The organism is Segetibacter aerophilus (assembly GCF_007991655.1).
In the GTDB taxonomy this organism is placed as follows: Bacteria; Bacteroidota; Bacteroidia; order Chitinophagales; family Chitinophagaceae; genus Segetibacter; species Segetibacter aerophilus.
This window is the reverse complement of sequence record NZ_BJYT01000007.1, coordinates 282,227-296,637: the sequence shown is the minus strand read 5'-3', so window position 1 is coordinate 296,637 and position 14,411 is coordinate 282,227. Positions and strand designations below refer to the sequence as shown.

Here is a 14,411-nt window from a genome sequence, read left to right as displayed (position 1 = left end):
TTCGTACACACTTAATAAGTAGCTTTATTTAACCCACCTTTCAGCTACATATTTGCCCAATTCTCTTCCCAACTTAAGGGCTGTTTCGTTATCTGTTTTAAAATGAATTCCTGCGTAAAACCTTGAATCTGCGCAGTCCTGGGCTAGCTGCCTGAATTGCTTTGCGTCCGCCGGAAAAAAGTATTCGAGCACAGCACTTGAAGTTCCGGCTCCTGCAGCATGACCCGAAGGATAACCAGGAAAAGGCGGTGTTGAGATAAGGGGTTTATAGGTAGAGTCATACTGGGTAGGCCTGATACCCCAATAGGTATATTTTGCATCAAATACCGCAATGGCCATATCATGGTAGGCGGACGACAAGGTAGCATAGATTCGTGCGACTGCTGGCGCATCGTCCATCAGCCGGTACTCAAACATTTTCTGTGCTGCCAAATCTGTAAAAACCTCTCCATTGTTTGCCCAGAAATAAGCAAGGTACCTGGAGTTGAATGTCTGCTTGAAATTTTTCAGTTCCTTCATGTCATTCTCAAAATCGGGCGGAGCAGGTGGACGAAACTGATCAGCAGAACGTATAACAATTGGCGAAAAGGAAGCAAGGGTGATGCCCATAGGAAACGAGCCAGTCCACTTTTTTGGGTCTTTGTTTATAGTGCCTTTATAGACATTCGCAGATCCGTCGTTCTTTGCTTTTTCTATGACTTGCTTTGCCACCTGTTCTCCAAGTTTCCAGCCCGCCTCCACGTCACTCGGAAATTGTACGCCGGCATCGATTCTTGATTGCGATGCGGCGTGAGCCATTTGTAGAATCGAGTCTCTTTTTTCAGGGAAAAAATAGGCAAGCACAGTTGCAGCAGCGGCGGCAGTAGCAGAATGTTCACATGGATAAGAGTAAGCCATCGGGGCAGAGATGGCAGGTTTGACCGAAGGATCTAACTCATTAGGACGTTTTCTTTTATATTTTAATTTCTCTTTCCAGGCCAATACAGTAGCATCGTAAATGGCGATATTCATCCATGATGAGGGCATACGAAGTAGAACTTCTTGTTTCTGCAGCGTCAGTCCGGGAACAATCTTATTCCAGCGGTAGGCGGGTGCACCTGCATCCCAGTATTTTATTTGTTCCAATTTTTTGCTATCCAGTTTAGCCAAATTCTGCTTGACAGATTGCAGCTCAACTTTTGACTGAGTGACTGTTGGTGAAGCAACAATAGTAATCTCCTCAGGCTTATCTAATAACCAGGTTTTCCATCTTGCAGCTTCATAGTTGTTTGAGGAATTAGATACATGGGTCTGTGCATGCACGATCAATACAGTAAGCATGATTGTAATGAAAATAATAGACCGTTTCATAATTTGAAGAGTTGATTGTTTTATTGATGTTGCCCTCTTTTACGTGAGGACCTATGCAAGAATATCTATTTAAAAAAGATGTTGAAAGGAGGCATCAACAAACAGCCACTTCTGGTAAACAAACAACCTTTTGAAGGCAATTAGTCAAAATTTGATAAATGCGTTTTCATGTAGCAAACGGATTTTTAAAACTTAGCAGCAAGGAAAGTCGCCTCTAGCGAATCAAGATAATAGCACCGATAATGCTTCCCTGATACTAAGGCTGGTTGACTGTATCAAGTCGCTGGTGCGCTCAAAAGTCAATTGTATAGATAACAAAATACAGAGGGGAAGTTTTGCCGATATTTATGATACAAATGGGATGATGAAGCCAACAATCGATCGAGATCGTTTTAAATTTTACTTATGGGTGGGCTTTGCCTATTCAGTGCTTTGGTTCTCAAGTACCTTATCTAAATATCCAGATTCATTTACCGCAGCTGTTTTTAATAATATCTGGAGGGTTATTTATGTGATAGCACTCAACTTCATTTTTTTCGAGTATACACTTCCCTTTATCCGGCTAAAAAGAAGATTCATCTTTTACAATATTGCTGCTGCTGTTCCCCTCGTGTTTCTCCATATCATGCTATATTCTTATGGCTTATACTTATGGAGATTTATAGGAATTGGCTTACACATTTATACCCCTTTATTAACTTTTACCTCAACTAGTCACGGTGTCACAGAACAAATGGCGTATAGCGTCGGCTCTATTGTCTTTTTTGGCATTGTAACTCACCTCTATGACTATATAAAATTGAGGCAAGTGGCCCAGCAACTTAGGATAGAGAAGCAGGAAGCCGAATTAAACTATCTAAAGTCACAAACGAATCCGCACTTCTTATTTAATACCTTAAATAACATTTATTCATTAGCCAGGGATAAAAGTGATCGGGCTCCCGAATCAATTTTGCGACTGTCAAAAATTTTGCGTTTTATGCTGTATGAAACAGCTGGGGCTTTTATAGCTATTGAGCAGGAAATTAAAATTATGAGCGATTACATAGCATTAGAACAGCTTCGTTATGACGACTCTTTGCATGTTAATTTCAACCACAATATCGAGGATATGAGACAGGCGCTACCTCCGCTCTTACTAATACCATTGGTTGAAAATGCTTTTAAGCATGGGGTATCAGAAACAAGAGGACAGCCATTTGTAGATATTCATTTATCTGTAAAAGAGAGACAACTGGTATTCATTGTAAAAAATTCTGCAGAGCCTTCGACTGAACGGGTGGTGAAAGAAAACATTGGCTTATCTAACTTAAGACGACAGTTGGAATTGCTTTTTACTGATTACAACCTTTCACTTCAACAGCGAGAGTCTGCATTTACTGCTACACTAAAAATTAACCTTGCAAGCCATGTCTAAACTGAGGTGTATAATAATAGAAGACGAGCCGCTGGCAGTAAGAGTTTTGTCGGACTATATTTCGCAGGTACCTTTTCTTGAACTGCAGGCAACATTCAAAGATGCTATTCTCGCAACGGAATATTTGAGAGATCATGATACAGACCTTATCTTTTTAGACATTCATCTTCCCAGGCTAAAGGGTATGGCTTTCCTAAAAACGCTTACCAATCCTCCGGCGGTAATTATCACAACTGCATATCATCAATATGCGGTGGAAGGATTTGATTTAAATGTGAAAGATTACCTGCTAAAGCCATTCGACTTCGAGCGCTTTTTAATGGCAGTGACCAAAGTAAAATCAATCGAAAGAGAAAAGCAGCAACCCGCGGAAACACAGGAGTTGAAAGATTTTATTTTTTTGAACGTGCAAAAAAAGAAGGTAAAAATTCTATTCTCCGAAATTCTGTATGTCGAGAGTCAGCGCGAATACATAAAGATCATAACCACTAAAGGGGAATACATTTCAAAGATGAGCACACACGAAATGGAAGACCTTTTACCCTCGAATCACTTTAAACGAATTCATAGGTCTTTTATCGTTTCGGTAAATAAAATACAATCGTATACCGCCGAAGAAGTGGATGTTAATGGTGTAGCTATTCCCATTGGCCGAGGCTACAGGGATGTGATAGAAAATCTGTGATAAGAGACTTCTACTTTGAATGTTTTTCGATCCTTTTTGAGTAAAGACCAAAACAACTGCTGAAACTTGCCGCTTATATTATTCCGTTGAAGTGTGCGACGCAACGATGATGCTATAAAAAACAACTGCCGGGCTACAAAGAAACCTTTAAGGAGTACCTGCAATTTGTATTAAAAACCTTCAAAGTAAAAACGTTCTAATTACGAGACGTAAGGGTGTCTTTCTACAATTCCTTGATCCATAAAGTAATTAGATGAGGCGCTAATTCATCGCCTCCAAAATAGGGATACAACTTGTACCCTTCCGCCGTTGCAGTTTTACTCTCACGGGGCATTTTCGTTTCCTTTCCATTCAAAGTAAAAATGTAGGTGTCATTGTCTACCCTAATCGAGCACTGTGTCTCTGCACCAATCTTCGCCGTACCTAATTCTTTAAAGCTCATTACGCTGTTATTATAAACGTAGCCAAAAAGCTGTAAACTGTTGTCGCTCCAACGCCATCCAAAGCGGGCGCTATATTCATGGTGCTTCGCATTGTTGTCGCTGAAGCCGAAGAGTTTATTTATATCGTATTGGTTTGCAGGAATGATAGTTTGGTAAATAGCCGAGCTATCGAATTTTACGGTAAAAGATTGCTGCTGGTAATTGGTGGCGCTGTAAGTGCTTCTATCGCTAAACTGGTCGCCTTTGGGGATGGTGAACTGAACAAATTCGCCAATCTTCATGGGAGCACTCTTATTCGTCATGCCAGCAACAATACTGTCAACTTTCTTTTCGCACGACGCGAGGCTTAACGCCACGAGGCTTAAAATAACGAGGTTTTTTTTCATAGGTAAATCGGATATAGGATTTTATAAATAGGATAATGAAAAAACGCATGGTTTTCTTAATTATTGTAAACAAAAGTCAAATGCGATAGCAGAAGATTATTTTTGCCTCTTATAAAAAAAGGAGACGTAGTGCCGGATATCATTCAATTATTGCCCGATAACATTGCAAACCAGATTGCTGCCGGAGAAGTTATACAAAGGCCCGCAAGTGCTGTTAAAGAATTGCTGGAGAACGCAGTAGATGCGGGCGCTACCGAGATAAAACTGTTTGTGACCGATGCGGGCAAAAACCTGATACAGGTAGTTGACAACGGCAAGGGAATGAGTGAAACCGATGCAAGAATGTGTTTCGAGCGGCACGCTACTTCGAAGATTTCAAGTATTGAGGACCTCTTCAAGATAAAGACAATGGGCTTTCGCGGCGAGGCTCTTGCTTCAATCGCTGCAGTTGCGCAGGTTGAATTAAAAACCAGGAAAGCGGAAGATGAGCTGGGAAGTTGTTTGGAAGTGGAGAATAGTATTGTAAAAAAGCAGGAGGCTTGCAGTGCATCAGCGGGCACGAATATCTGCATGAAGAATTTGTTTTTCAATGTGCCGGCAAGAAGAAATTTTTTGAAAAGCAACGCGGCCGAGATGCGTCATATTGTAGATGAGTTCATAAGGGTTGCGATGGCTTTTCCTCATATCTTCTTTTCGCTGACCAGCAATGGACAGCAAGTTTTTCACCTCGAGGCAGGAAGTTTGAAACAGAGAATTTCTCAAATTCTTGGCACCTCTTATACTTCTAAACTGGTCAGTGTAAGCGAGGATACTGATTACATGAATGTCTACGGTTTTGTAGGTAAGCCCGAAACGGCAAAAAAGACCAGGGGAGACCAGTATTTCTTTGTAAATAATCGTTTCATTAAAAGCGCTTATCTAAACCATGCGGTCATGAGTGCTTTTGACGAGATGATTGCAAAGGATAGTTTCCCGATGTATGTTTTATTTATCGACCTTGATCCATCGCAACTGGACATTAACGTTCACCCTACCAAGCAGGAAATAAAGTTTGAAGATGAAAAGATTGTGTACGCATTTGTTCAGGCGGCTGTGAAACACGCGCTGGCCCAGTTTAGCATAGCACCCTCCCTCGATTTCAGTCTCAATGCTGATATACAGCAAATGGAAGCGGTTTCTAAACCTGTTACGGAAGAAAGGCTTGAATCAATTACTTCATCAAATCTTTTTAAAACTTTTAGCCAGAAAAATCAGGCGCATAAGATTGAGGGAACAAATAGAAGTGAGTTAAGAAGCTGGAAAGATTTTTACGAACCTTCCGCTCAACCTTTGCCTTCTGACCTTGGTACCGAAACAGACACCACCAACGGCCAACTCGAATATACCGGCTACTCTTTACTGAAGGACGAACAAAAGCTTCGCCTGTTACCCGATGCAGTACTCACCCAGCTTCATGGTTCGTATATAGTTGCTCCCACCCAACAAGGATTTTTGTTGGTGCATCAGCAGCAGGCACATGAGCGGGTGTTATACGAGCGTTACAGTGAAGCAACCCATGGAAAACAGATGCCGACGCAACAAAGCCTTTTTCCATCTACTATTCAACTAAGCGCTGCCGATTCAGTTCTAATTCAAGAGTTGCTTCCGGACTTGAAAGTGCTTGGATACCTCGTTGAGCCGTTTGGAAATAACACCTTTGTAGTACAGGGAACACCGGCTGACATTTTACAAGGAAATGAAAAGATGGCGATCGAATTATTGCTCGAACAATACAAGCATTTTAGCAGCGATATTAAGTTCAGCAAAAGAGAAAAACTGGTAAGATGTGTCGCAAAGCAGCAAGCCATTAAGACAGGCAAAACTCTTGGTCAACAGGAAATGCTGGTGTTGGTGGAGGAGTTGTTTTCATGCAAAACACCTAATATAACTCCCAATGGCAGCCCTACTTACTTAGAGTTTAAGGCAGATTATTTAGAAAGGATGTTTGGCAAATAAGAAAAGACCTTTAAGAATAGATGTCGGCTAAAGTAATCTGAGTAATGAAAAATGGCAGCGCTATTACTTCATCCATTTCTGTGAAAGTCTTTGCTGACCACTCTCCATTTTCATCTTTTTCATAAAAGATAACCACATGTTTTTCCGGTTCGACCAGCAGGTAATATCGAAGCGAGGAGATTTTTTGATACTGAATGAATTTATCAATGGAGTCATATTTACGGGTAGAGTCGGAAAGTACTTCTGCGATTAAGCAAGGTTTATTAATTACATAATTCTTACTTGACTTTGTGTCTTCTTCTTTTGGATTCATTACTACGATGTCCGGGTATAAGTAAATGTCTTCATTTTCAATTTTTACTTTTACGTTTTCAATGTATGTTTTCCATCCTCGCGGCAAAAGTAGAGACGTTAATTGCATTAAAATACTGATACAAATCTCGTTATGTAGCAATGTTTCTCCAGGCATTGTAAATATTTTTCCATGATAGAATTCATGACGCGACATTCCTGTTTCATCTAGTTTTAAATATTCCTCCAAAGAATAGTTTTTGTCTGTATCTGTTACTTGCTGCATAAATCCTTTATACTCAAATTTACCCTTTTTCTTTTAATACCTATCAATAACAGAAGTTATAAAACTTTCAATTCCCTTCCTTATAGCAGGTGCGGAAGCCTGGTGATTATTTATCATTACCGAAAAAATTAATTGCCTGTTTTTCCTGGTAATGACATAACCGCTCAAAGCAAGATTATTACTGATCGTTCCTGTTTTTGCAAAGATTCGCTCCTCGTATCCCTTGTATAAACCTTCTAATGTTCCTTCATTTGCCCCGGGTAGAATCACCTTTAATCTTTCGAAACCAAACTCATCTTGCAGTTTTTTTAAAAGCTGAACAAAATCCTCGGGCGAGATAAGATTATAACGGCTGAGTCCACTTCCATCGACCCATTTCGGCTTTTGAGGAAGGTCCTTTAAATCTGTCTTAAGTACGGTATCAATCATCTTCGTGTCATTCATTTCTCCCAGGTGTTCATTCGATGCCATCAGCAGCGTTTGCTCGGCAAAAAAGTTGTCACTTCGATGCATCATGATTTTGAAAAGAGTATCTCTCGATTGAGAGTATACCGGAAAACCTGACTTTGAATTTTGAGGAGCGCTTTCACTCGTCACTTCCTTATGCAAAGTATCAGCGAGGTAACGGCTGGCAAAGAGCCCCCGTTCCATTGACATCGTAATCGTTTTTGCAGGTGCTAGAGTGCCAATCGTCGTATCGATAGTGTAAAAGTGGGCAGCTAAATTCCTTGTAACGTCCCATTTCTTGCCCCTTGCAGGAGTGCCAATTACAAAAGGTTTTATTACGGGTGGGTTAGTTCGTATGGTATCTCCTTCAAAATAAATGGTGGCAAGATTACCATAGATAGGAAAAGGATCTCTTTCGGCCATATAATCGTAGGGATAGTCGTCCCACGCCCAACCTTTTCCAAAAGGTTTCGACGAAAAGGCAGTATTTATTCTTACAGACGTAATTGCCTTTTGCTGAAGAAATTTCAGCAAGGGCTGGCTTTTAAAATCAGGATGTAAAAACGTAGGATCACCTGTTGCCTGTATGATTGCAGTCCCTTCATCCACCGTAACACGTGTCGCAACTATACTATCACGCAAGTATTTCAAACCCGTATAAAGCGTAAATAACTTTGTATTACTAGCAGGAATAAAATAATGGTCAGATTGATAATTATATAAAAATTGATTGGTAGCAGGGTCAAAAACAGCAATGCCAATATTTGCAGGCAAAAGGTCTTTTTTATCGATGATAGAAGCGCGGGCACTTTTGCCCAGCTGCTTTTGGGTAGAGCAGGATGCAACCAGGAAAATGGCAAGAAAAAAAGTAAGTGAGTAGTTAGCGACTATTTTTTGGTTTTCCATTTTCTATTTTAAATAATGCATTCGTTCATGTTCTTTCTGCAGCGCGCAACCATCTTTCGGGGATATCGTTCGCCGAAGCAATCATATAATCAAGATGGCTGCAAGCGATCATTTTTCCATCTGGCACTTCCATCCACCACCTGCCGGTTCTTTTGCTTTGCAAGAAGGTTGTTTCCAATTCTGCAAAAGCCAGCTTAAATTCATTAAAGCTGTCCCTGTCTTCCAGCTTTGCCTCATGCTTGCCTTTGTTTACGCCATCCATCAGGTACCAAAGCATGTGCGAGATTTGCTTTGCCGTGAGGTTGTGCTGATCCTGTTCAGGAAGGTAACCATAAATACCAATGGTACTTACGTTTTGACTCATGCCTGCGTATTGCATCAGCATACAAGCTTCCTCTCCGCTAAAGCCGTTTGGAGTAATTCGATTAGCCGGAGCATGGCTGTTTTGAATGGCAGAAATATCAAAACTAAACAGGTTAGAGTTTCGGATGACAGGTTCCATTTCATCCATCTTTTCCTTTACCCGGCCAACCCTGAAGCAGTCAAATCTCAACCTGTCAATAGTCTCCAACATAGTTGGATGGACAAAATAACTCTGAAATCCGATGTGATTATAGTGGCGGATAAAGTTGGGTTCGCCTACCAGCATTTCCATTAGAAAATGATCCGCCGGCAAAACGCTATCCATATTCAGGTCAATCTTTGCATCCACACAGGTTGCTTCAACAATTTGTTCAAGGTCTGCATACGCCTTGTATTGTGCTCTTGTAAGGTCGTGGCTTCCACCCAGGATAACAACCCGCTTGTTATGACGTATTAGCTCATTAACAACCGATTTCAGGGCAGCATAAGAATCTTGTAATGATGCACCTGGCCGTACGTTTCCAACGTCAGCCACCTGTACATCTGTATGCCATTGAAATAACGAATAAAATTCTTTCCGTATCGCATTTGGCCCTGCGTTTATCTCAACAGAAGGCTGCATTCCGCGCGTTTCTCCAAAGCCTACAATTACAAAATCAGCTGCTTCCAAATCAGGAAAAAAGTCTTCGTTTACCAAAATATGTTTCCCCAGCTGGGTCTGTTTATACCCTTCGTCCTCAGACAGCTCGTATAGATTTATTGGCTCAAGAAAATCCAAAATGCTTTCAAAATCAGACATCGGCTTTTATTTTAACTAAGAGTAAAACTCGTGAATTATGATTGTTGCCCGCAACGCGTATCGAAGTATAAATAGATTTTAAAACGATCACTTGAAGCACTTCTTTGCAACTAAACAAACTTACACAAAAAGGTTTTGTAGCTAATTAATGGGGAATAATGAGACTGTTGATAGTTTTAATTAACAATGCAGGCGACTAAGCGGAGTTTTTTGGAACGGGCAGTAGATAAGAAATAGATCCTTGTGTCACTCCCTGCAACAGCATAACACTATTGACCTTTTTTGAACATTTATTCCGCAATCAAAATAAGAGAATGTCGGCTATATTTATCCCCGAATATTCAAAGCCAAACAACTGTTTATACGCATGAAAGATGGAGTGCAAATACGACCATGGAAACCCGAAGATGCAGGCGTGCTTGCAGCTATCTGCAATAACAAAAAGATTTGGCTGAACGTACGCGATCGTTTCCCCCACCCATATACGGTAAGCAATGCTGTTGAATGGATAGCCTTTACTTTAAGTCAAAAGCCTGTTCAAAATATGGCTATCACCTTCGATGGAAAAATAGCTGGCAGCATAGGCGTAATGCCTAAAGACGATGTGTACCGTAAAAGCATAGAGATCGGGTATTTTGTAGCAGAAGATTATTGGGGCAAAGGCATTGCAACTGCCGCAGTCTCCTTATTGATGAACTACATCAAATCTCATTTCGATGTTATTCGGGTGTACGCGGAAGTCTTCGGTCACAACGCGGCATCGATGAAAGTGCTTGAGAAAAACGGCTTTCACCTGGAAGGCATAAGAAAACGCGCCGTAGTTAAAAACAACGTGGTTATGGATGACCATGTTTGGGTAAAGTTTATTGATTAACGCAAGCTATCGAACGGCCTATTTATCATTCATCCTAAACCCATCCTCCAGTCTGTCGCCTCTCGGTTGAATTTGCCCGGTTGACACGCTGTCGTTATAAGGGATCATACAAGGAAGTGCGGCCATATTACACCAATGCTCCCTGTCTTCTACATATAACTTCACGTTCTTATTCAGCATCAAAAATGGAAAATTTTGGTCCTCTTTTGCGGGATCATATTGCAGTGCCCGCAAAGGCTTGATGACATAAGAAGCAACAGGATGAGATGAAAGAAGAGCGACTCCCTTCTTAATGTAATAGCCGCAAAGAATAACTACCAAAGTAACTGCAGCGTATTTTATCGTCAGGCTTGCCGGCTTGTTTCTGGTTGCAAATAATGCTAAAAGGACAATCGCATTTAATAGGTACGGATAACCGAACCGGTAGTCAGGTGAATTATACATCCAGAAAAAAATTGAAATCATATTTATTACAGCCAGCAAAAAAAGTGAAGTATGCCGCCTTCTTTGTATGATCACTACACTTGCAACAGCGCATATAAATGCTACGACTAAAATAACCAGGCTAACAATTAATCCCTGCGCGAGATGTGCTTTAATCCATAAAGGGAACCACTGAAAAAAGGAAAGTGCATTCACCTCTTCCCAACGCTGCGAGATAAGCTTTGGGCCGTTGTTTATCAGTAACTTTTCAAAGTGCAATATTTTACTAGATACCTGCCAGTCAGGATAAAGAAAACCTGTTGCGGAGACAGGAAATATGAGATAGCCCGTCAAAATATAATTCCGAATTATCCATGGAACAAGAATAAGCAATCCTCCACCTATTATTATCCATAGAGCTTTGCGCTTTTTAAGCAAGCTTTTCGTAAAAAGAAGAAACAGGCCAATCAGACCTAAAGGGAGTGTATTAAGTTTTACTGTAAAAGCAAAAAAAATCAACAGCAGGAGAACAACTTTTTCATCCTTGTCAGGTGCTTCTTTCGTCAAGAGTTTTTCAGTAACCGTTATAAAAACATAACAGATAATAATGCTTGTAAGAAGGTCAGGAGTTGGTGAAGATATCGAGTCAAGTAAATGCCGGAGCATGGCAACGGCCAGGAATATGTACACGATACTCCAAAGGTTATTTCGATAGATAGAGATTTTATGAACCAACCACAAATAATAGCAAAAAGCAAAAATGATGTTTAAAACATACAAAGGCTGACCGGCCAAGCGGGAAAATGCAAAGGCAGCACTGGTTACAAAAAACGAAGAATTAAAACCGAGGCGTCCATGAAGATTAGCCAAGCCGGGAACGGCTTTGTATTCTTCGCTCCATCGGATAGTGAGAAAATGATAGCCAGGGCTATCACCGTGTTGCGGCGGCAACAATGAGTATATAAGGATCACAGCCAAAAGAGAGATAGCGATGACCCCTACACCTTTAGAAAAAGATGGGCTAGAGAAATATCTGGAAATCTCTGAAATAGCGCTTAAATGCTTTAAAGTAAAAACGGCTAAAATCAGCAGAGGTATAAGGGCATACCAATTAGCAGGCAGAAACAAGGACCAACTATTTAGGTAGCAACCAATAAAAGCAACGCCCAATAAAAAGTTCTGAAAACTAAGAGTGGATGTCTTTGAAGAATTTGAGGCTATTAAAACGCCCATCCAACTTCCCAATGAAAAGGCGAGGAAAATAAAAACAGTAGCTACAATAATTGTACATAACATAAGCGTTCGCGGTAGAAGCCAAAAGGCAAAACCGAAGGCAATTAACGGCTAAGCTGCATTGGCTGCATATTGAACAAAAGTACAAGTGTGCGACGCAACAAAAGTGAAATAGCAACAATATGCCCGGTACCAAAAACACTCTTAGAATATTCCAAACCAAGCATAAATAACGTCTTATTAATTCTCCGTGCAGTAATTTGCATACCTGCAATTTTAGATAATATGGGCTTCAATTTAGTATCTCCTTACCAACCGGCCGGTGATCAGCCGGCAGCCATTCAACAACTAACGGAGGGTATTTTACAGGGTGAAAAATACCAGACCTTGCTTGGTGTAACCGGTAGCGGTAAGACTTTTACGATGGCTAATGTTATTCAGAATACGCAGCGGCCAACACTCGTGCTGACCCACAACAAGACGCTGGTGGCTCAGCTGTATGGCGAGTTTAAACAGTTTTTTCCTGATAATGCTGTCGGCTACTTTGTAAGTTATTACGACTATTATCAGCCTGAGGCATATATGCCGGTGAATGATACCTATATCGAAAAGGATCAAAGCATCAATGAAGAGCTTGATAAATTACGGTTGCAAGCAACGTCACAATTGTTGACAGGTAGGCGCGACATAATTGTGGTTGCTTCGGTAAGTTGTATTTATGGTATCGGTAACCCCACCGAATTTGAGAATGGAATTGTTCGCATCAAAGAAGGCCAGGTGATTTCACGACAGGGTTTCTTGCACTCGCTTGTAAATAGTTTGTATAGCCGCAGCCAAGGCGATTTTACAAGGGGAACTTTTAGGGTGAAAGGCGATACGATCGACATCAATCTTCCTTACATGGATTATGGTTATCGTATCACTTTTTTCGGCGACGAAATTGAAACAATCGAAACGCTCGAGCTGTCGACAGGCAAGCGTATTAACAAGATTCCTGATGCAGCCATTTTTCCTGCAAATTTATATATCGCTCCAAAAGACCAGATGCAACAGGTGCTGTACGAAATACAGGATGAGATGGCGGCGCAGGTTGAATATTTTAAAAACACTGGAAAATATATAGAGGCTCAAAGAATAAGCGAACGGGTAAACTACGATCTGGAGATGATCCGTGAGTTGGGTTATTGCAATGGAGTTGAAAACTACTCGCGTTTCTTTGATCGTCGTAAGCCCGGTACGCGGCCTTTCTGCCTGCTTGATTATTTTCCTAAAGATTATTTATGTGTGATAGATGAAAGTCATCAGACGATTCCGCAAGTCGCGGGAATGTATGGGGGTGACCGTAGTCGCAAAATGACGTTGGTTGAGTTTGGCTTTCGTCTACCAAGTGCTTTGGATAACCGACCGCTGAACTTTCACGAATTTGAAGGGCTGTTAAACCAGACAGTTTTTGTAAGCGCAACACCGGCAGATTATGAACTTGAAAAAACAGGAGGCGTCGTGATAGAGCAAGTCGTAAGGCCGACAGGATTACTTGATCCGCCGATTGAAATAAGACCAAGCGTAAACCAGATAGATGACCTGCTGGATGAAATAGATAAACGCGTAACAAAAGGCGACCGGGTATTGGTAACAACGCTTACAAAGCGGATGGCCGAAGAGATGGATAAATATCTTGCGAGGATCAACATCAAGAGCAAATACATTCATAGCGAAGTCGATACGCTGGAGCGCGTTGAAATACTCAGGCAGTTAAGGTTGGGTGACATTGATGTGCTTGTAGGTGTAAACCTTTTGAGGGAAGGATTAGACCTGCCCGAAGTTTCACTGGTTGCCATCCTTGATGCGGATAAAGAAGGGTTTTTAAGAAATGAAAAAAGCCTTACCCAAACAGCTGGTCGTGCTGCCCGTAACGTAGACGGACTGGTTATTTTTTATGCTGATATTGTCACCGAAAGTATGCAGCGAACAATTGACGAAACCAACCGCAGGCGTGAGAAACAGTTAGCTCATAATATAGCAAACGGCATCACGCCTACAACTATTCGGAAGAGTATAGAACAGATCATGCAGCAAACGTCTGTGCTGGATATAAAAGGCGACCCCGTGAACCAATACGCAATTGATGATGAAGGTTCTCTGATAACAAGGGCAGCAGAGTCTGAAGGTTCTTATAACACTATTCCAAAAATGGAAAAAGCCATTTCTCAAACTAAAAAACAAATGGAGAAAGCTGCGAAAGACCTCGACTTTATACAAGCTGCATTATTACGCGACCAAATGTTTAAGATGCAGAAAGAGCTGGAGGGGATGAAGGCGTAGGTTTTGTTCGCCGGCAACTGATCATTATCCATCTTTTGTTGTCTCACTTCGAGAATATTTTTTCAATCAGCTTTAAGAGAGGATGTTTTGACGACAGGTTCCTCTTTAGCAGATATAGTGTGAAAGAAGGTTATAGCAAGACAGACTCAGGATATATTGCTATTTTTATAGAACCAATCCCATCTACAACT

The 14,411-nt window shown here is 41.1% G+C and carries 12 protein-coding genes; 5 read left to right on the top strand and 7 right to left on the bottom strand.

Features of this window, described 5'->3' with window-relative positions:
- Positions 1–24: 24 nt before the first annotated feature.
- Positions 25–1,350, bottom strand: a complete 1,326-nt coding sequence (locus SAE01_RS11415; protein WP_147203885.1) for a phosphatase PAP2 family protein — start codon at positions 1,348–1,350, stop codon at positions 25–27.
- A 361-nt stretch (positions 1,351–1,711) separates the two neighbouring features.
- Between SAE01_RS11415 and SAE01_RS11410 the strand changes: the two genes are divergently transcribed.
- On the top strand, positions 1,712–2,767 hold the full coding sequence (locus tag SAE01_RS11410; protein ID WP_246113217.1) for a sensor histidine kinase: 1,056 nt from the start codon (positions 1,712–1,714) through the stop codon (positions 2,765–2,767).
- Positions 2,760–3,452 (top strand): LytR/AlgR family response regulator transcription factor, encoded by a 693-nt coding sequence (locus SAE01_RS11405; RefSeq protein WP_147203884.1) that lies wholly within the window; start codon positions 2,760–2,762, stop codon positions 3,450–3,452. The genes SAE01_RS11410 and SAE01_RS11405 overlap by 8 nt, the downstream gene beginning before the upstream one ends.
- Positions 3,453–3,675: 223 nt before the next feature.
- On the opposite strand, the gene SAE01_RS11400 is transcribed toward SAE01_RS11405, so the two are convergent.
- A complete protein-coding gene (locus tag SAE01_RS11400; protein ID WP_147203883.1) occupies positions 3,676–4,281 on the bottom strand; it encodes a hypothetical protein in 606 nt (201 codons plus the stop codon).
- 102 nt (positions 4,282–4,383) lie between these two features.
- Here SAE01_RS11400 and mutL point away from each other — a divergent pair, with 102 nt between their 5' ends.
- A complete protein-coding gene (gene mutL / locus SAE01_RS11395) occupies positions 4,384–6,276 on the top strand; it encodes a DNA mismatch repair endonuclease MutL (RefSeq protein WP_246113216.1) in 1,893 nt (630 codons plus the stop codon).
- Between the two features lie 10 nt (positions 6,277–6,286).
- Here the strand turns inward: mutL and SAE01_RS11390 are convergent, their stop codons facing one another.
- From SAE01_RS11390 to SAE01_RS11380, 3 genes are read right to left on the bottom strand one after another with little or no spacing between them, the layout of a single operon-like run.
- Positions 6,287–6,853, bottom strand: a complete 567-nt coding sequence (locus tag SAE01_RS11390) for a Uma2 family endonuclease (protein WP_147203882.1) — start codon at positions 6,851–6,853, stop codon at positions 6,287–6,289.
- 33 nt (positions 6,854–6,886) lie between these two features.
- Positions 6,887–8,206 (bottom strand): D-alanyl-D-alanine carboxypeptidase/D-alanyl-D-alanine-endopeptidase, encoded by a 1,320-nt coding sequence (locus tag SAE01_RS11385; RefSeq protein ID WP_147203881.1) that lies wholly within the window; start codon positions 8,204–8,206, stop codon positions 6,887–6,889.
- Positions 8,207–8,231: 25 nt separating this feature from the next.
- Entirely contained in the window at positions 8,232–9,368 is a 1,137-nt protein-coding gene (locus tag SAE01_RS11380; protein WP_147203880.1) for a formimidoylglutamase, read from the bottom strand.
- A gap of 367 nt (positions 9,369–9,735) precedes the next feature.
- Between SAE01_RS11380 and SAE01_RS11375 the strand changes: the two genes are divergently transcribed.
- Entirely contained in the window at positions 9,736–10,242 is a 507-nt protein-coding gene (locus SAE01_RS11375; protein WP_147203879.1) for a GNAT family N-acetyltransferase, read from the top strand.
- A gap of 18 nt (positions 10,243–10,260) precedes the next feature.
- Here the strand turns inward: SAE01_RS11375 and SAE01_RS11370 are convergent, their stop codons facing one another.
- Positions 10,261–11,961 (bottom strand): LIC_10190 family membrane protein, encoded by a 1,701-nt coding sequence (locus tag SAE01_RS11370; protein ID WP_147203878.1) that lies wholly within the window; start codon positions 11,959–11,961, stop codon positions 10,261–10,263.
- 41 nt (positions 11,962–12,002) lie between these two features.
- A complete protein-coding gene (locus SAE01_RS24485; RefSeq protein ID WP_170234144.1) occupies positions 12,003–12,164 on the bottom strand; it encodes a hypothetical protein in 162 nt (53 codons plus the stop codon).
- Between the two features lie 19 nt (positions 12,165–12,183).
- On the opposite strand from SAE01_RS24485, the gene uvrB reads away from it, so the two are divergent.
- Positions 12,184–14,220, top strand: a complete 2,037-nt coding sequence (gene uvrB / locus SAE01_RS11365; protein WP_147203877.1) for an excinuclease ABC subunit UvrB — start codon at positions 12,184–12,186, stop codon at positions 14,218–14,220.
- Positions 14,221–14,411 lie beyond the last annotated feature (191 nt).

What these genes read in the sequence shown, in the direction of transcription:
- SAE01_RS11415 (WP_147203885.1), bottom strand. Translation starts at nt 1,350, where the DNA reads ATGAAACGGTCTATTATTTTCATTACAATCATGCTTACTGTATTGATC.
- SAE01_RS11410 (WP_246113217.1), top strand. Translation starts at nt 1,712, where the DNA reads ATGATGAAGCCAACAATCGATCGAGATCGTTTTAAATTTTACTTATGG.
- SAE01_RS11405 (WP_147203884.1), top strand. Translation starts at nt 2,760, where the DNA reads ATGTCTAAACTGAGGTGTATAATAATAGAAGACGAGCCGCTGGCAGTA.
- SAE01_RS11400 (WP_147203883.1), bottom strand. Translation starts at nt 4,281, where the DNA reads ATGAAAAAAAACCTCGTTATTTTAAGCCTCGTGGCGTTAAGCCTCGCG.
- SAE01_RS11390 (WP_147203882.1), bottom strand. Translation starts at nt 6,853, where the DNA reads ATGCAGCAAGTAACAGATACAGACAAAAACTATTCTTTGGAGGAATAT.
- SAE01_RS11385 (WP_147203881.1), bottom strand. Translation starts at nt 8,206, where the DNA reads ATGGAAAACCAAAAAATAGTCGCTAACTACTCACTTACTTTTTTTCTT.
- SAE01_RS11380 (WP_147203880.1), bottom strand. Translation starts at nt 9,368, where the DNA reads ATGTCTGATTTTGAAAGCATTTTGGATTTTCTTGAGCCAATAAATCTA.
- SAE01_RS11375 (WP_147203879.1), top strand. Translation starts at nt 9,736, where the DNA reads ATGAAAGATGGAGTGCAAATACGACCATGGAAACCCGAAGATGCAGGC.
- SAE01_RS11370 (WP_147203878.1), bottom strand. Translation starts at nt 11,961, where the DNA reads ATGTTATGTACAATTATTGTAGCTACTGTTTTTATTTTCCTCGCCTTT.
- SAE01_RS24485 (WP_170234144.1), bottom strand. Translation starts at nt 12,164, where the DNA reads ATGCAAATTACTGCACGGAGAATTAATAAGACGTTATTTATGCTTGGT.
- uvrB (WP_147203877.1), top strand. Translation starts at nt 12,184, where the DNA reads ATGGGCTTCAATTTAGTATCTCCTTACCAACCGGCCGGTGATCAGCCG.